This window comes from Streptococcus oralis, assembly GCF_001579175.1.
GTDB lineage: Bacteria > Bacillota > Bacilli > Lactobacillales > Streptococcaceae > Streptococcus > Streptococcus oralis_O.
Genome location: NZ_KQ970760.1, coordinates 450,548 through 465,687 on the forward strand (window position 1 = coordinate 450,548; position 15,140 = coordinate 465,687).

General features: G+C 41.7%; 16 protein-coding genes and 4 pseudogenes. 11 read left to right on the forward strand and 9 right to left on the reverse strand.

What is annotated here, in order from left to right; translation table 11 throughout:
* Positions 1 to 167 (forward strand): annotated as a pseudogene (locus tag SORDD24_RS11705) (IS200/IS605 family transposase); the annotation flags it as partial.
* Positions 168 to 509: 342 nt separating this feature from the next.
* Here SORDD24_RS11705 and SORDD24_RS06520 read toward each other — a convergent pair.
* The 7 genes and pseudogenes from SORDD24_RS06520 to SORDD24_RS06545 form a co-directional block, all read right to left on the reverse strand.
* Positions 510 to 884: a hypothetical protein gene (locus tag SORDD24_RS06520; protein ID WP_061408833.1), complete on the reverse strand. Its 375-nt coding sequence runs from the start codon at positions 882 to 884 to the stop codon at positions 510 to 512.
* A gap of 111 nt (positions 885 to 995) precedes the next feature.
* Positions 996 to 2,558, reverse strand: a pseudogene (locus tag SORDD24_RS06525) (ArnT family glycosyltransferase).
* Positions 2,555 to 2,962, reverse strand: a pseudogene (locus SORDD24_RS06530) (ATP-binding cassette domain-containing protein); the annotation flags it as partial. The pseudogenes SORDD24_RS06530 and SORDD24_RS06525, both read right to left, overlap by 4 nt.
* Positions 2,961 to 3,128, reverse strand: a pseudogene (locus tag SORDD24_RS11165) (IS5/IS1182 family transposase); the annotation flags it as partial. The pseudogenes SORDD24_RS11165 and SORDD24_RS06530, both read right to left, overlap by 2 nt.
* A 126-nt stretch (positions 3,129 to 3,254) precedes the next feature.
* Positions 3,255 to 4,499 (reverse strand): NAD(P)H-dependent oxidoreductase, encoded by a 1,245-nt coding sequence (locus SORDD24_RS06535; protein ID WP_000673672.1) that lies wholly within the window; start codon positions 4,497 to 4,499, stop codon positions 3,255 to 3,257.
* A 17-nt stretch (positions 4,500 to 4,516) separates the two neighbouring features.
* Complete coding sequence (locus tag SORDD24_RS06540; RefSeq protein ID WP_061408836.1) at positions 4,517 to 5,122, reverse strand: NADPH-dependent FMN reductase; 606 nt, start codon at positions 5,120 to 5,122, stop codon at positions 4,517 to 4,519.
* Between the two features lie 18 nt (positions 5,123 to 5,140).
* Entirely contained in the window at positions 5,141 to 6,070 is a 930-nt protein-coding gene (locus SORDD24_RS06545; protein WP_061408839.1) for an FAD:protein FMN transferase, read from the reverse strand.
* 306 nt (positions 6,071 to 6,376) lie between these two features.
* Between SORDD24_RS06545 and nox the strand changes: the two genes are divergently transcribed.
* The 3 genes from nox (at position 6,377) to pdxT (ending at position 9,365) form a co-directional block, all read left to right on the forward strand.
* Entirely contained in the window at positions 6,377 to 7,756 is a 1,380-nt protein-coding gene (gene nox, locus SORDD24_RS06550) for a H2O-forming NADH oxidase (protein ID WP_061408842.1), read from the forward strand.
* A gap of 151 nt (positions 7,757 to 7,907) precedes the next feature.
* The gene (pdxS, locus tag SORDD24_RS06555) at positions 7,908 to 8,783 is read left to right on the forward strand and encodes a pyridoxal 5'-phosphate synthase lyase subunit PdxS (protein WP_061408844.1); all 876 of its coding nucleotides are present in this window, start codon (positions 7,908 to 7,910) and stop codon (positions 8,781 to 8,783) included.
* Positions 8,784 to 9,365 carry a pyridoxal 5'-phosphate synthase glutaminase subunit PdxT gene (gene pdxT, locus SORDD24_RS06560; RefSeq protein WP_061408847.1) on the forward strand — a complete coding sequence of 194 codons (582 nt, stop codon included), beginning with the start codon at positions 8,784 to 8,786 and terminating at the stop codon, positions 9,363 to 9,365. It begins immediately after the preceding gene.
* Between the two features lie 19 nt (positions 9,366 to 9,384).
* On the opposite strand, the gene trhA is transcribed toward pdxT, so the two are convergent.
* Both trhA and SORDD24_RS06570 read right to left on the reverse strand, forming a co-directional pair.
* Positions 9,385 to 10,032 carry a PAQR family membrane homeostasis protein TrhA gene (gene trhA / locus SORDD24_RS06565; RefSeq protein ID WP_001097971.1) on the reverse strand — a complete coding sequence of 216 codons (648 nt, stop codon included), beginning with the start codon at positions 10,030 to 10,032 and terminating at the stop codon, positions 9,385 to 9,387.
* Positions 10,029 to 10,475 carry a DUF1836 domain-containing protein gene (locus tag SORDD24_RS06570; RefSeq protein ID WP_061408850.1) on the reverse strand — a complete coding sequence of 149 codons (447 nt, stop codon included), beginning with the start codon at positions 10,473 to 10,475 and terminating at the stop codon, positions 10,029 to 10,031. Before SORDD24_RS06570 ends, trhA begins: the two co-directional genes overlap by 4 nt.
* A 134-nt stretch (positions 10,476 to 10,609) precedes the next feature.
* Between SORDD24_RS06570 and SORDD24_RS06575 the strand changes: the two genes are divergently transcribed.
* The 7 genes from SORDD24_RS06575 (at position 10,610) to trxB (ending at position 14,964) form a co-directional block, all read left to right on the forward strand.
* Positions 10,610 to 11,104: a GNAT family N-acetyltransferase gene (locus tag SORDD24_RS06575; RefSeq protein ID WP_061408855.1), complete on the forward strand. Its 495-nt coding sequence runs from the start codon at positions 10,610 to 10,612 to the stop codon at positions 11,102 to 11,104.
* The gene (locus SORDD24_RS06580) at positions 11,101 to 11,616 is read left to right on the forward strand and encodes a methylated-DNA--[protein]-cysteine S-methyltransferase (protein WP_061408858.1); all 516 of its coding nucleotides are present in this window, start codon (positions 11,101 to 11,103) and stop codon (positions 11,614 to 11,616) included. The genes SORDD24_RS06575 and SORDD24_RS06580 overlap by 4 nt, the downstream gene beginning before the upstream one ends.
* Before the next feature lie 12 nt (positions 11,617 to 11,628).
* Positions 11,629 to 11,985, forward strand: coding sequence for an arsenate reductase family protein (locus SORDD24_RS06585; RefSeq protein ID WP_061408860.1), 357 nt, complete (start codon positions 11,629 to 11,631; stop codon positions 11,983 to 11,985).
* A gap of 156 nt (positions 11,986 to 12,141) precedes the next feature.
* Positions 12,142 to 12,942, forward strand: a complete 801-nt coding sequence (locus SORDD24_RS06590; protein ID WP_061408863.1) for an amino acid ABC transporter permease — start codon at positions 12,142 to 12,144, stop codon at positions 12,940 to 12,942.
* Positions 12,942 to 13,685, forward strand: a complete 744-nt coding sequence (locus SORDD24_RS06595) for an amino acid ABC transporter ATP-binding protein (RefSeq protein WP_061408866.1) — start codon at positions 12,942 to 12,944, stop codon at positions 13,683 to 13,685. Before SORDD24_RS06590 ends, SORDD24_RS06595 begins: the two co-directional genes overlap by 1 nt.
* A 77-nt stretch (positions 13,686 to 13,762) precedes the next feature.
* Positions 13,763 to 13,987: a DUF4059 family protein gene (locus SORDD24_RS06600; RefSeq protein WP_000924294.1), complete on the forward strand. Its 225-nt coding sequence runs from the start codon at positions 13,763 to 13,765 to the stop codon at positions 13,985 to 13,987.
* Positions 13,988 to 14,052: 65 nt separating this feature from the next.
* The gene (trxB, locus tag SORDD24_RS06605; protein ID WP_061408869.1) at positions 14,053 to 14,964 is read left to right on the forward strand and encodes a thioredoxin-disulfide reductase; all 912 of its coding nucleotides are present in this window, start codon (positions 14,053 to 14,055) and stop codon (positions 14,962 to 14,964) included.
* Positions 14,965 to 15,140 lie beyond the last annotated feature (176 nt).

The window sequence follows — 15,140 nt, forward strand, 5'->3', positions numbered from 1 at the left end:
GTATATTATGACAATCGAAAGTTTTGGGCGAGAGGAGACTATGTGAGTACCGTGGGCCTAAATGAAAAGATAGTTTCTAAATATATACGAGATTGGGAAAAAATGACCTTGTCTTTGATAAGTTAAGTGGCAAAGCGTTCTCAGATGGCAGTTTTAGAACAAGGTAAAATCCCGTTTTCACGGGCATTAGTCAAGTAATCATAGCATTAACCTAAAAGAAGTTCAGCGAACGTCTTTAGACGTCGCTAAAGGGAAACGGCTTATAGCCGGTGTACAAGTCACCCGTTTTGACGGGTGGTTATGACTTCTCAAAATAAGCAAAAAAGCAGTAAACCATTGCGATTTACTGCTTTAAAAATTTTTCTATTCATTTAGACAAATTCTTATGTTTCATCGTCTTTGCGACTCCAGTATTCATGATAGCACAATAATCTCATTGGTAATCATGTATAGAAATGTTATTGCCAAACCCCAATTTGACGCACTGTAGATGTTCCTCACTTTACATGCTACATCTGAAATGCTGTTATCCAAAAACATATTCCAGCTATAAGTGAAATCGGAGTCATAACATATTTTTCTTTCTTACTTTTTGAAATCATGTTCATAATCGTATTCAAGGATAGGTAAGCGGCAAAGAAGAAACAAATATATTTAGTAATCTTAAAAGAAAACCACAAGGGAAGCAAACCTCCAGCTTGCAAAATAATGATCATGGCAAAAATTTGGATAGCTACTGAAAGGACTGCCGCAAGTCTAAATTTCTTAGGTAAGATTTTATGTTGACCACCCATTGTATATTCGCCCAAAGGCAGACCGCAAGCAACAAGAACTGTCATAATTGCTATAACTCCAAATAATACTGCACCTAATATTGAAAACATAAATCGCTATTCTCCCTTCGCAAAATACAAAACATTTTAATTACAAATTTAACTTTGTTTCACTTAGTATTCCTAAAAAATTATAACAAATTATTAGCAAGTGTTCAAGTTTTATAGGTTTTTCTCAAGCTGGTCTGTTGATTTCCCTTTTCCTTTGTTCTTCCACCAATCGCTCAGGTCTACTAAGGATTGAGCGGCGGAAGGGATGAGAAGGAGGACATAGATATATACATACTGGCTCTTGGTTTCCCAGAAGAAGTGGAAGAGGCCGCCCCCCAAGAGAAAGATGAAAGGATAGAGGTCAAAAGGCGTCAGCTTTTCCTCGGCGACGAAAAATTTATGCAGGATAAAGAAACAGGAGAGCAGATAGATACTGGCTAGCAGGGTCAAGAGCAGGAAATTAACAATCTGATAACCCTTTCTTTCCTCATAAATACTGCGCAGAATAGTTGGCTTCATGTACTGCTGGCGCTCAATCTGAGGCCCAGTCCAGATAGACTGAAAAGTCGGCTCAGTTCAGGTAGACTTGACCTTTTCGTAGAAGAATTTCAGCGCATAAACAGGATGCTTGCTGAAGTGAATCAGGATATCTTTCAAATCCCGAGTGGGCATTTCTGTAGTCAAATTTTCATCGTAATTGTTGCGCTTGAGAATCTTGGTATTGTAGGCATCGTGCCAGCCTCCCAAGGTCTTCCGATTAGGATTATCCCGCAGGCCCATAGTGATGTAGGCGATTTTTGGTGTGCCGACACCTATCTTGCCCCCAATCAGCTGCTCATAATAGGCAGTCAGACCCTTGTTTGAAAGAACGGTGCCGACTAAAATCAGAATTACGACTAGTGGTTTCTTCCAAGACCATTTATAAAAAATGGACAGGAAGTAGACGCCAATCAGCATAATGGCAAAGATAATGTAGTTGTTGCGCAGGAGGCAGGCCAGACTGATGCTGGCAGCTCCCAGCAAAGCATAGAGTAAGTTTCCTTTCTGATCCAGCTTGATAAAAGCATAGAGACTGAGCAGACAGAAGAAGAGCCCAGGAATGGTACCGTAGACAAAGAGAACGAAAAATAGCTGTGGTAGAAAGAGAAAAGTCAGCAGAATCGTGTATTTTTGGATCATTTCTCTGGCATTGAGCAGGGCAGTAATCTTGTAAATCAAGAAATGACTGAGTAAAGTCCAGACGACATTCATGCTAAAGGCAAACTGAGTCGTCGGAGAAATAAAAGCATAAAGTCGCTCCAGAGTCATCAGTCCTAGCTGATGGGGATTGCGATACATGTAGCTTCCGACGATTGTCAGCGAGCTGTAATCTCCTCGGTTAAAGGCTAGCGCTGCATTGAAAACGTGCTTGGCGTCAGCTCGGATGCGGCCATCGTAGGCCGTTATCAGAAAAATCGCTGCTGCTATAAAGATGAAAGACAGAATCCAAAAAAGATGCTTGGTCTGAACTTTTTCCAACAGGGGCCGGATTAAAAAGAGGCTGAGGAGAAAGAGTAAGAGTATAGGGTAGAAATACCAAGGATTACTGACGAATTGGACCCCCTCAGCAATCCTCAAAGGCATGTAAGTATGTGACAGCAGAATCTGCCCAGACAGGAAAAGCAAGGCAATCGCAGTCATGGTCAGAATCAGGAAGTAGCCCAGATTGAAGATGGTATTAGAAAATTGCTTCATGAGGACCTGACCTCCACCTTGATGAAATAGCGGTCTTCTCCTAGCTCAATCAGCTCGACTGGTTGGGGATAGAAGCGGTCCATGACCTCTTTTTGAAAAATTTCTTTTTTAGGACCTTGGGCTATGATTTGGCCTTCTTTTAGGAGCAGGACATGATCCATAGCAGCAGTGATTTCCTCTACATGGTGGGTGACATAGAGGATGGTTGGAGCCTGATTCATCTGTGTAATCTTACCAATCTGATCCAGCAGGCGCTCGCGGGCAAAGAGATCCAGACCGCTGGTCGCTTCGTCTAAGATAAGCAGTTCTGGCTTTTCCATGAGACTGCGCGCAATCAGCAAGAGCTGTTTTTCCCCTTGAGAGAGACTGATGTAGCTCCGGCCAATCAAATCTTGTCCGCCAAGGACGACCATTATCTGGATTATAGGTATCTTCAACTAAGTCATAGATAAAGTCAAAATCAACCTCTGATTCCACTTGGCGAAGAAAGTGATCTCTTGGGATCAATTCGTCTATCGTATAGAAGCCATATTGGCAGCGATGATAATCTGGTTTTTCTTTGTGAAACATAGTTAGCACCTCACAACTTTTCTTACCTTTATGATACAACTTTACAAAAGAAAAGCCCTTAGAAAAGTGTCTTCTAAGGACTTTGTCTTCAATCTGAAAGGAGCCATTTGGCTCCTTTTTGGTTTCTTAGTTGCTTGCGCCAGAAGTAGCGTCAGCGTCACCACCGTGGCCTCCAGCATCCCCTGAATCAGAAGCGCCAGAAGTAGCATCTGCGTCTCCATGACCTCCGGCAGCAGGAGCAAAAGGTCCGCTACCACCCACCAAACGTTGACCCGTTTCTTTTAGGTACCAGTCAAGCCATGGTTGGAAGTTAAAGACGATTTCATTGATACCAGCGTATGATCCGTCAGGATAGTACATAGCTTGGTAGTTGTGAGTGTTGATAACACCTGCAGGGGAACCTGGAACGATTGTACGAACATATTCTTGGTTTCCGTTGCGAAGTGTTCCGATAACCCACTCTACATTCTTCATACGTGCTGGTGGAAGAGAACCATGGACAGTCGACATACGGCTACCTGATTGAGGTGGTACACGTTTAGCGAACATAGTGTCTGGATCTTGGTGAGCGTTGTTGTAGTAGAGGAATTGGTTGTTGTCGTCAGCGTATGTCAATTCAAATGGCATAGCTTTCAAGAACATATCGATTTGGTTAACGGTCAGGATACCGTGGTCCAATTTGACATAGGTATCACCAGAAACAGCTCCAGTGATTGCTGCAACTTTTTCTACCCATTCTGGATCGTCAGGATCAACTTCTGTGATAGTTGTAGCAATTGGTTTTCCACAATCCAAGTCTTCTGGTTCGATTGGTTTTGGTTTTTTCAATTTCGAAACGACTCCTACGTATTTTACAAAGTTATCTAAGCAAGTTTCAAGGAATTTAACAGTGCCTTCGTTGGTGATGTTTCCATTGTTATCAAAAGCTTCTTTGGCTTTACCAAGAAGGAACTCATTTCCTGGAAGTGTGTAGGCATTGACACCTGGAGCATCAAGGATTTTACGAAGGTGAACTTGGGCACGTGATGTTCCTTGGTCATAGTATGATGCACCCACAATCATAACAGGCTTGTTTTCAAATGGATGCACTTCGTATGAAAGCCATTCGAGTACAGATTTGAGTGAAGCTGAGATAGTGTGGTTGTGCTCAGGAGTGGCGATAATGACACCATCAGCACGTGTAATCTTGTTGTACAAGAATCGCAATTGGAAACTTTCGTCCCATTTTTCGTCTTGGTTAAACATTGGAACTTCGTCAATTTCGAGAACTTCTAATTCAAATTTGAATTTGAAATTGCGACGGATAAATTCCAAGAGTTTGCGGTTATATGATTGATCGTAGTTTGATCCAACAAGTCCAACAAATTTCATTCTTTCGGTCTCCTATCTTACAAATTTTCCCAGTCAAATTCTTCTGCATCTTTGCGAAGCAATTCTTGTGCATTGCGCAATTTTTCAGTAATCTTCACGAAGATACGGAAGTCATCAAAGATGGCATCCAATTTCTTGATGACGTCAAGGTCAACCAAGTCGCCACTTGGGTTAAATGCTTGAAGAGAGAGTGAAAGCAAGAATTCATCTGGTAGAACATTTGCCTTGATTTCAGGAGCGTTCAAGATTTGACGAAGTTGCAATTGGGCACGAGATGAACCAAGTGTACCGTAGGAAGCACCAGTGATCATGATTGGTTTGTTCAAAAGTGGGTAGATACCATAAGATAGCCAAGCAAGAGCGCTCATCAAAACTGCAGGGATTGAGTGGTCGTACTCAGGGGTGCCGATGATGACACCATCAGATGCTTCAATTTTAGCAGCAATTTCAAGAATTTCAGCAGGAAGAAGTTTATCTGCTGGTTTGTTGAAAACAGGAATGTCCTTGATTTCAACGAGTTCAATTTCAGCTTTATCAGCAAAGTGTTTTTGCATGTATTGGAGCAATTGGCGGTTTGTAGAACGTTTAGAGTTCGTTCCAACAATGGCAATAAGTTTTAGCATGAGATTTCCTTTCTCTTTTTACATAATACAATTTTGAAGGCCTGAAGAACAAGCAAGGCGTCCCTCTTTGTCGATGAGGATGGCTTCGATGCCATCTAAACTTTCGACTTGCCAGAGGATAGAAGCGCTACGTTCTCCGAAAAGGCGGGTTGTCCAAATCTCACCATCGACGGATTTATCTGAGATAATCGTTAGACTAGCGAGCTCTGTTTCGACAGGGAATCCTGTCTCGCTATCAAAAATATGGTGATAGTCTTCTCCGTCTATTGTCAGGTGCCGTTCATAGATACCAGAAGTGACGACGGATTTATTAGAAACAGGAATGGTTAGGAGATGATTGCCACGAGGATTTCGCGGATCTTGAATACCGATTTGCCAGTCTTTCCCTTCTCTGGCTTGATTGTTCCCGATGGTGAGGATATTTCCTCCGAGATTGATCAAGGCAGAAGTGACTCCGTGTACTTTTAAATACTGAGCAACCTTATCTGCACTATAGCCTTTAGCTAAGCAACCTAAATCAAGCTTCATTCCCTTTTTCTCTAAAAATACAGTAGAGCTAGCGGGATCTAACTTGATAAAATGCGGGTCAACTAGAGGCAAGACAGCTTCGATTTCGTTTAGTTCGGGGAGTCGAGCATCTGAAAAACCGATTCGCCAGATTTGAATCAAGGGGCCAATGCTGATGTTTAGATGGCTAGATGGAGCTAGGCTATGCTCAAGTCCAAGAGAAATCAGTTCAAATAAGTCAGGATGGACCTTGACCGGAGCAATTCCAGCCTGGTGATTGATCTCCATCAATTCGGATTCTTGACTGTTGGCGTTGAAGCGGTACTCGAGCTCTCTGAGTAAATCAAAGGCTCCTTGAAGCAGGCAATCTGCCTGTTCATCTACTAATGAAATCGTGATAGTTGTTCCCATTAGTCGTTCAGAACGTGAACGAAGAGGCAAGCTACCAACTCCTTTCTTCTTCAAAGGAAATATTCAAGCTAGGTTAAATTTACGAGAATTGAACCCCTTACATTTTATTTCCATGTTTCAAGCATAACATAAAGTCAGCGTTTTCATAAATAAATTTTAACAAAAAGTCAAGAAATATGCTCAAAAAATATAAAAAAAGATAGAAACTCAAAAAAATAATATAATAAAACTTAAAATTGCTTAAAATAAGAGAATTCTAAGCAAATACCTTGTAAACGCTAACAGTAAATGTTATACTAGAAAGGTAAATTTTAAATTAAAGGTAGGAAATTTTCTATGAGTAAAATCGTTGTAGTTGGTGCTAACCACGCTGGTACAGCATGTATCAATACTATGTTGGACAATTTTGGACATGAAAATGAAATCGTTGTATTTGACCAAAACTCAAATATTTCATTCCTTGGTTGTGGAATGGCGCTTTGGATCGGGGAGCAAATCGACGGAGCTGAAGGCTTGTTCTACTCTGATAAAGAAAAATTGGAAGCTAAGGGTGCAAAAGTTTACATGAACTCACCTGTTCTTTCAATCGACTATGACAATAAAGTTGTGACAGCAGAAGTTGAAGGTCAAGAACATAAAGAGTCTTATGACAAATTGATCTTTGCGACTGGTTCAACTCCAATCTTGCCTCCAATCGAAGGTGTTGAAATCGTTAAGGGCAACCGCGAATTCAAAGCAACACTTGAAAATGTTCAATTTGTTAAGTTGTACCAAAACGCAGAAGAAGTTATCGAAAAACTTGCCGACAAGAGCAAACACCTTGAACGCATCGCAGTTGTTGGTGGTGGTTATATCGGTGTTGAACTTGCTGAAGCTTTCGAACGTCTTGGAAAAGAAGTTGTTCTTGTTGATATCGTAGACACTGTTTTGAACGGCTACTACGACAAAGACTTCACTCAAATGATGGCGAAGAACTTGGAAGACAACAACATCCGCTTGGCACTTGGTCAAACAGTAAAAGCTATCCAAGGTGATGGTAAAGTTGAACATTTGGTAACAGACAAAGAAACATTTGATGTGGATATGGTTGTTCTTGCAGTTGGTTTCCGTCCAAACACAGCTCTTGCTGATGGTAAGATTGAACTCTTCCGTAACGGTGCCTTCCTTGTAGACAAGAAACAAGAAACATCAATTCCAGGTGTTTATGCAGTAGGTGACTGTGCGACTGTTTATGACAACGCTCGTAAAGACACTAGCTACATCGCGCTTGCTTCAAACGCTGTTCGTACTGGTATCGTTGGTGCTTACAACGCTTGTGGACACGAACTTGAAGGAATCGGTGTACAAGGATCAAACGGTATCTCAATCTACGGTCTTCACATGGTTTCAACTGGTTTGACTCTTGAAAAAGCTAAAGCTGCTGGTTACAACGCAACTGAAACAGGCTTTAACGATCTTCAAAAACCAGAATTTATGAAGCATGACAACCATGAAGTTGCCATCAAGATTGTCTTTGATAAAGACAGTCGCGAAATTCTTGGTGCTCAAATGGTATCACGTGATTCTGCTATCAGCATGGGAATTCATATGTTCTCACTTGCTATCCAAGAGCATGTGACAATTGATAAGTTGGCCTTGACAGACCTATTCTTCTTGCCACACTTTAACAAACCTTACAACTACATCACAATGGCTGCACTTACAGCTGAAAAATAAGAATTGATGAACTATCTGGCCTTAACTGAAGGTCAGATAGTTTTTTCTTGTTTCTGTCCCCATACAGTTGTTGTTTTTCTATCTTGTACTTCATTCTAATCTGACATAAAATAAAATGGTAGCTACCAATACAAATGATGAGGATTAAGAAATGACTGAAAATCGTTATGAACTAAATAAAAACTTGGCACAGATGCTCAAAGGTGGGGTTATCATGGACGTTCAGAACCCTGAACAGGCTCGTATTGCAGAGGCTGCTGGTGCGGCAGCTGTCATGGCCTTGGAGCGGATTCCAGCTGATATTCGTGCAGCTGGTGGGGTTTCCCGTATGAGTGATCCAAAGATGATTAAGGAGATCCAAGAAGCAGTGAGTATTCCAGTGATGGCCAAGGTCAGAATTGGACATTTTGTAGAGGCTCAGATTTTGGAGGCTATTGAGATTGACTATATCGATGAGAGTGAAGTGCTGTCTCCAGCTGACGACCGTTTCCATGTGGATAAGAAGGAATTCCAAGTTCCTTTTGTCTGTGGAGCTAAGGACTTGGGTGAAGCCTTGCGTCGTATCTCTGAAGGAGCTTCCATGATTCGTACAAAAGGAGAACCAGGTACAGGAGACATCGTTCAAGCCGTTCGTCATATGCGTATGATGAATCAAGAAATTCGCCGCATTCAAAACCTCCGTGAAGACGAGCTCTATGTTGCTGCCAAGGACTTGCAAGTCCCTGTTGAATTGGTTCAATATGTCCATGAACATGGAAAATTGCCAGTTGTAAACTTTGCAGCTGGAGGTGTTGCAACGCCAGCAGATGCTGCGCTGATGATGCAATTGGGAGCAGAGGGTGTCTTTGTCGGTTCAGGTATTTTCAAATCAGGCGACCCTGTTAAACGAGCAAGTGCCATTGTCAAAGCCGTAACCAATTACCAAAATCCTCAAATTCTGGCTCAAATCTCTGAAGATCTAGGGGAAGCCATGGTTGGTATCAATGAGAATGAAATCCAAATTCTCATGGCTGAGCGAGGAAAATAGATGAAAATCGGAATACTAGCCTTGCAAGGTGCTTTTGAAGAACATGCAAAAGTGTTAGAAAACTTAGGTGTTGTTAGTGTACAAATCAGAAATTTAGATGATTTTCAACAGCATCAGAGTGACTTGTCCGGTTTGATATTGCCTGGTGGGGAATCTACAACCATGGGCAAACTCTTGCGTGACCAGCAGATGCTGGTTCCAATCCGAGAAGCCATTTTATCTGGTCTTCCCGTTTTTGGTACTTGCGCAGGCTTGATTTTGCTGGCTAAGGAAATCACTTCCCAGGAAGAAAGTCATCTTGGAACCATGGATATAGTGGTTGAGCGCAATGCCTATGGCCGCCAACTGGGAAGCTTCTATACAGAGGCAGAATGTAAGGGAGTTGGCAAGATTCCAATGACCTTTATCCGCGGACCAATTATCAGTAGTCTTGGAGAGGGTGTTGAAATCCTAGCAACCCTAGACGACCAAATCGTTGCAGCTCAAGAAAAAAATATGCTGGTGACCTCTTTTCATCCAGAGTTAACAGATGATGTAAGCTTGCACCAGTATTTTATTAATATGTGTAAAGAAAAAAGTTGAGAAAAGATTCTCAACTTTTTTACATGAAATAAACAATAGCAATGTACTGGAGAGCAGACGCAGCTAAGATAAAGAGATGCCAGATCATGTGGAAATAAGGTTTTTTCTTAGCGTAAAATCCTGCTCCAACTGTATAACAGAGTCCGCCAGTTACCATGAGACTCCAAAAGATGGGCGTTGTTTGACTGATAATGGCAGGAATGATTGCCAGAACCAACCAGCCCATAATCAGATAAAGGGCAAGGCTGAATTTCTCATTAACCTTTTTAGCAAAGATTTTATAGAGAATGCCAAAGATGGTCGTTCCCCATTGAATGGCAATGATCAGATACCCAAACCAGTTATTCATCAAAGTCAATACGACTGGCGTATAAGAGCCTGCGATAGCCACATAAATCATAGAATGGTCGATGATTCGCAAGACGTATTTATGGGTCGAACCATAGGCCATAGAGTGGTAAATGGTTGACGAGAGGAACATGAGAAATAGACTGATAACAAAGATAGAAACACCAAAAGATGATAAAAATCCATGTGCTTCATAACTATAGGTGGATGAAATAGGGAGCAAGATGAGCATGATAACGGCACCCACAGCATGGGTCACACTATTGGCGATTTCTTCTCCAAAACTGAGTTTTTTACTGAGTTTTAAGCTGGTATTCATTGGATTTCCTCCTCTTCTTTGATAAGGATTAAGTCTAGAGTTTGATGATAGAGTTTAACTGTTTGACAGCTGGTTTGGATAATAGGATTTTCTGGATCAATCCCATGGTTCATGTAGTCCACAAAAGCGTCGTAGAGTTGGTCTGAGCTTGCTTGAGTTTGTAGACTATTCAGTGTCTGAGCGATTTCTTGGATCGAAAAGACAGACTTGAGAGTAGTGATGGCAATCAAACGGGCAATCTGTTTACGTTGGTATTTTTTCTTGTCAGGCTTTGTCAGGTAACCGTGTTTGACATAGTTATTGACCATAGATGCGGTCAGGCCCTTTTCTTTATCTGGAGAGATAGGGGCACAGACTTGATTGACATAAAGTAAAACCTGATCCAGATAGAGGTCAATGTTTGGAATGTCTTCCCATTTTGGGTAGGAAAAGCTAGAATTCATTTCCAACTCCTTTTTATCTAGTTTCGATAACTAGATTATAAAATAATAAAAAACAAAAGTCAAGTTTCAACTGCTTGTAGAAAGCTTTAAATTATGCTATGATGAGAGAAAACAGTTAGAAATGAGGGGAAAAGATGGAGATTCGTTTAGCTTTTCCAAACGAAGTAGATGCGATTATGCAGGTGATGGAGGATGCCAAAAAGTGTTTAGCCAAGTCTGGTAGTGACCAGTGGCAAAATGGCTATCCAAATGCTGACATCATTATTGATGATATCATCTCTGGTCAAGCCTATGTGGCCTTGGAAGAGGGAGAACTGTTAGCCTATGCTGCTGTGACCAAGAGCCCAGAGGAAGCCTATGAAGCCATTTATGAAGGAAGTTGGCATGGGGAAGAATCAGAATATCTGGTCTTTCACCGTATCGCTGTGGCAGCAGATGTCCAAGGACAAGGTGTTGCTCAGACTTTCCTAGAAGGCTTGATTGAAGGTTTTGATTATCTAGATTTTCGTTCAGATACGCATGTAGAAAACAAGGCCATGCAGCATATCTTTGAAAAACTTGGATTTAGTCATGTAGGAAAAGTTCCAGTTGATGGAGAACGCTTGGCCTATCAGAAATTAAAAAAATGACGCAGAAAAAGTATTCAAAAATGCTCTACTTATCGCCAATTGGAACCTTGTCCTTAGTTGCTGATGAGCAATATTTGTTTGGGATTTGGGTTCAGGACCAAACTCATTTTGAGAGGGGATTAGGAGACGAAACGATAGAAGAAGTTGCTAGCCATCCTGTATTAGAGCAAGTTATTTCCTATTTAGATACCTATTTCGAAGGCAGTGTTCAGGATTTATCTGACTTACCTTTGGCTCCTATTGGAACGGATTTTGAAAAGCGAGTCTGGGCTTACTTACAGGCTATTCCTTACGGTCAAACAGTAACTTACGGACAAATAGCTCAAGACTTGCAGGTGAATTCTGCCCAAGCTATTGGCGGAGCAGTGGGGCGTAATCCCTGGTCCATCCTCGTCCCCTGTCATCGTGTGCTGGGGTCAGGCAATCGTCTGACAGGCTATGCATCTGGAGTCGAAAAGAAAGCCTGGCTCTTGCAACATGAAGGGGCACCATTTCAAGAAAGTAAAAAATAGAAAGAAAAGAAGATGTTAGAATTTATCGAATACCCAAAATGTTCAACTTGTAAGAAAGCAAAAAATGAATTGGATCAACTTGGACTGGAATACCAAGATGTCCACATCGTAGAAGAAACACCAAGTGAAGAAGTGATTTTGAAGTGGTTAGAAACTTCCGGTTTTGAAGTGAAACAATTTTTCAATACCAGCGGGATCAAATACCGTGAACTGGGCCTGAAAGATAAGGTGGGAAGCTTGTCAAAGCAAGAAGCAGCCAAGCTTCTGGCTAGTGATGGCATGTTGTTAAAACGCCCAATCTTAGTGGAAAATGGTGCTGTTAAGCAAATCGGCTATAGAAAATCCTACGGGGAACTGGGCTTGAAATAGTTTTTATCTATCTCTTTGATAGGTAAAATATATAGCTTCCCTGTTTTAAAGTGTGATAAACTAGAAGGTAGACAAAGTCTGCTTTACCCGTAGCAAATAATTTGCTTGTGAGCAGAAGTATGGTAGAATGAATCATTATCAGGAGAGGATGTTTTTATGACTGTTACAACACTTTTATCATCAGATTGGTACCAGAGCTTGATGCAGCTGATTCCAGACGGTAAGCTCTTTAGCTTGCGTTCGGTTTTTGATGGGATTCCAAGAATTGTCCAACAACTTCCCACAACTATCATGTTGACTCTTAGCGGTGCGATTTTTGGTTTGGTGCTAGCCTTGGTTTTTGCCATTGTAAAGATCAACCGTGTTAAGATTTTATATCCCTTACAAGCCTTTTTTGTCAGCTTTTTAAAAGGGACACCGATTTTGGTTCAGCTTATGTTGACCTACTATGGGATTCCACTTGCTCTGAAAGCCCTCAATCAACAATGGGGAACCAGCTTCAATATCAATGCTATTCCAGCAGCAACCTTTGCTATTGTAGCTTTTGCCTTTAATGAGGCGGCTTATGCCAGCGAAACCATTCGTGCAGCCATCCTTTCTGTCAATCCTGGTGAGATTGAAGCGGCACGCAGTCTGGGGATGACCCGTGCACAAGTTTATCGTCGTGTCATTATTCCTAATGCAGCGGTGGTAGCTACTCCAACCTTAATCAATTCCCTCATCGGTTTGACCAAGGGAACTTCTCTAGCTTTTAGTGCGGGTGTTGTCGAAGTTTTTGCCCAGGCTCAGATTTTGGGTGGAGCCGATTATCGTTACTTTGAGCGATTCATCTCCGTAGCCCTTGTTTACTGGGTAGTCAATATCGGAATCGAAAGCCTCGGTCGTTTCATCGAGAGAAAAATGGCTATTTCTGCACCTGATACAGTGTCTACAGATGTGAAAGGAGACCTTCGTTAATGATTAAGATTTCGAATTTAAGCAAATCCTTTTCAGGACAGACTGTCTTGGATCATCTGGACTTGGATATTCAAAAGGGAGAAGTAGTGGCCTTGATTGGTTCATCTGGAGCTGGGAAATCTACCTTTCTTCGTAGTTTGAACTACCTTGAAACTCCAGATAGTGGAACGATTCAGATTGACAATTTTAAAGTTGATTTTTCTCAGATTAACCAAGAAGAGATTCTAACCCTTCGTCGCAAGTTATCTATGGTTTTCCAACAGTTTAATTTGTTTGAACGCCGAACAGCTCTTGACAATGTCAAGGAAGGTTTGGTTGTCGTTAAAAAATTATCGGACGAGGAAGCAACAAAAATCGCCAAGGAAGAGTTGGCTAAGGTTGGACTTTCTGACCGTGAAAACCATTACCCTCGCCACTTATCAGGTGGACAGAAGCAACGGGTTGCCCTTGCGCGTGCGCTTGCTATGAAACCAGATGTCTTGCTCTTGGACGAACCCACTTCAGCCCTCGACCCAGAATTGGTCGGTGAGGTAGAAAAGTCTATTGCAGATGCTGCCAAGTCAGGTCAGACCATGATTTTGGTCAGTCACGATATGTCTTTTGTAGCCCAAGTGGCAGACAAGGTTTTATTCCTAGATAAAGGGAAAATCATCGAGTCCGGCACCCCTGATGAAATCATCAATCATCCGAAAGAAGAACGGACAAAAGAATTCTTCGCTAGTTACAAACGGACTTATATTTGATATAATAGAAAAAGGAAAACTCAGTTAGTTGGACTAGCTGAGTTTACTCTTTAAAAAAGATAGAAACGAGAGAGATCATGCTACTGCATTTATTTTCTTTATATTTCGAGAGTTTGATCTTAACGACCATCCTTGTCGTGATTTTTCTGGGGATTTGGATTGGATTGAGAGCCATGTCTGGTGTGGACAAGACAGCCAAAGCTCGCCAAGCTCATCTCTATGATATGATTATGATTGGAGTTTTGGTCGTTCCGGTGTTATCCTTTGCCGTCATGAGTTTGCTCTTGGTTTTCAAGGCATAATCCTTGCGTGACTAGCAAGAATGAGTTAGAATAAAGATAGTTACAACAAGAAAGAAGGAATCGAAATGTACGATACGATTATTATCGGTGCTGGACCTGCGGGAATGACCGCTGCCTTATATGCTGCTCGCAGCAATCTGAAAGTGGCTTTGATTGAAGGTGGTCTGCCAGGAGGGCAAATGAATAACACATCTGACATTGAAAACTATCCAGGTTATGCCAACATCAGTGGACCTGAATTGGCTGAAAAGATGTTTGAACCACTTGAAAACCTTGGAGTGGAGCATCTTTATGGCTACGTTGAGAATATTGAAGACCAGGGTGACTATAAGAAGGTAATCACTGATGATCAAGTTTACGAAACACGTACTGTCATCGTGGCAACTGGGTCAAAACACCGTCTCTTAGGAGTTCCCGGAGAAGAAGAACTGAACAGTCGCGGTGTTTCTTATTGTGCAGTCTGTGATGGAGCTTTCTTCCGTGACCAAGACTTGCTCGTAGTCGGTGGTGGAGATTCAGCGGTAGAAGAAGCCCTCTTCTTGACACGCTTTGCCAAGACTGTCACTATTGTTCACCGTCGCGATGAACTTCGTGCCCAAAAGGTTTTGCAAGACCGTGCCTTTGCAAATGAAAAAGTCAACTTTATCTGGGACTCTGTAGTTAAGGAAATTAAAGGTGAAAATCGAGTAGAATCTGTCGTATTTGAAAATGTGAAAACAGGTCAAGTAACAGAGCAAGCCTTCGGAGGTGTCTTTATTTATGTCGGTTTGGACCCTGTTAGTGATTTTGCTAAAGATTTGAATATTCAAGATCAGGCAGGGTGGATTGTAACAGATAACCACATGAAGACTGCTCTTGAAGGTATCTTTGCGGTTGGAGATGTTCGCCAGAAAGACCTTCGTCAAGTGACAACAGCAGTTGGAGATGGGGCTATCGCAGGTCAAGAAGCCTACAAGTTTATCACCGAACATAGTTAATACTCTTCGAAAATCTCTTCAAACCACGTCAGCTTCGCCTTGCCGTACTCAAGTACAGCCTGTGGCTAGTTTCCTAGTTTGCTCTTTGATTTTCATTGAGTATAATCATAAAAAGTTTCCAATCAGATGACTGGAAACTTTTTATTATAGTCTATTTCGGAAAACTTCGTACATGA

Excerpts from the sequence above, each read along its gene's own strand:
- SORDD24_RS06520 (WP_061408833.1), bottom strand. The coding sequence starts at position 884 with ATGTTTTCAATATTAGGTGCAGTATTATTTGGAGTTATAGCAATTATG.
- SORDD24_RS06535 (WP_000673672.1), bottom strand. The coding sequence starts at position 4,499 with ATGAAATTTGTTGGACTTGTTGGATCAAACTACGATCAATCATATAAC.
- SORDD24_RS06540 (WP_061408836.1), bottom strand. The coding sequence starts at position 5,122 with ATGCTAAAACTTATTGCCATTGTTGGAACGAACTCTAAACGTTCTACA.
- nox (WP_061408842.1), top strand. The coding sequence starts at position 6,377 with ATGAGTAAAATCGTTGTAGTTGGTGCTAACCACGCTGGTACAGCATGT.
- pdxS (WP_061408844.1), top strand. The coding sequence starts at position 7,908 with ATGACTGAAAATCGTTATGAACTAAATAAAAACTTGGCACAGATGCTC.
- pdxT (WP_061408847.1), top strand. The coding sequence starts at position 8,784 with ATGAAAATCGGAATACTAGCCTTGCAAGGTGCTTTTGAAGAACATGCA.
- trhA (WP_001097971.1), bottom strand. The coding sequence starts at position 10,032 with ATGAATACCAGCTTAAAACTCAGTAAAAAACTCAGTTTTGGAGAAGAA.
- SORDD24_RS06570 (WP_061408850.1), bottom strand. The coding sequence starts at position 10,475 with ATGAATTCTAGCTTTTCCTACCCAAAATGGGAAGACATTCCAAACATT.
- SORDD24_RS06575 (WP_061408855.1), top strand. The coding sequence starts at position 10,610 with ATGGAGATTCGTTTAGCTTTTCCAAACGAAGTAGATGCGATTATGCAG.
- SORDD24_RS06580 (WP_061408858.1), top strand. The coding sequence starts at position 11,101 with ATGACGCAGAAAAAGTATTCAAAAATGCTCTACTTATCGCCAATTGGA.
- SORDD24_RS06585 (WP_061408860.1), top strand. The coding sequence starts at position 11,629 with ATGTTAGAATTTATCGAATACCCAAAATGTTCAACTTGTAAGAAAGCA.
- SORDD24_RS06590 (WP_061408863.1), top strand. The coding sequence starts at position 12,142 with ATGACTGTTACAACACTTTTATCATCAGATTGGTACCAGAGCTTGATG.
- SORDD24_RS06595 (WP_061408866.1), top strand. The coding sequence starts at position 12,942 with ATGATTAAGATTTCGAATTTAAGCAAATCCTTTTCAGGACAGACTGTC.
- SORDD24_RS06600 (WP_000924294.1), top strand. The coding sequence starts at position 13,763 with ATGCTACTGCATTTATTTTCTTTATATTTCGAGAGTTTGATCTTAACG.
- trxB (WP_061408869.1), top strand. The coding sequence starts at position 14,053 with ATGTACGATACGATTATTATCGGTGCTGGACCTGCGGGAATGACCGCT.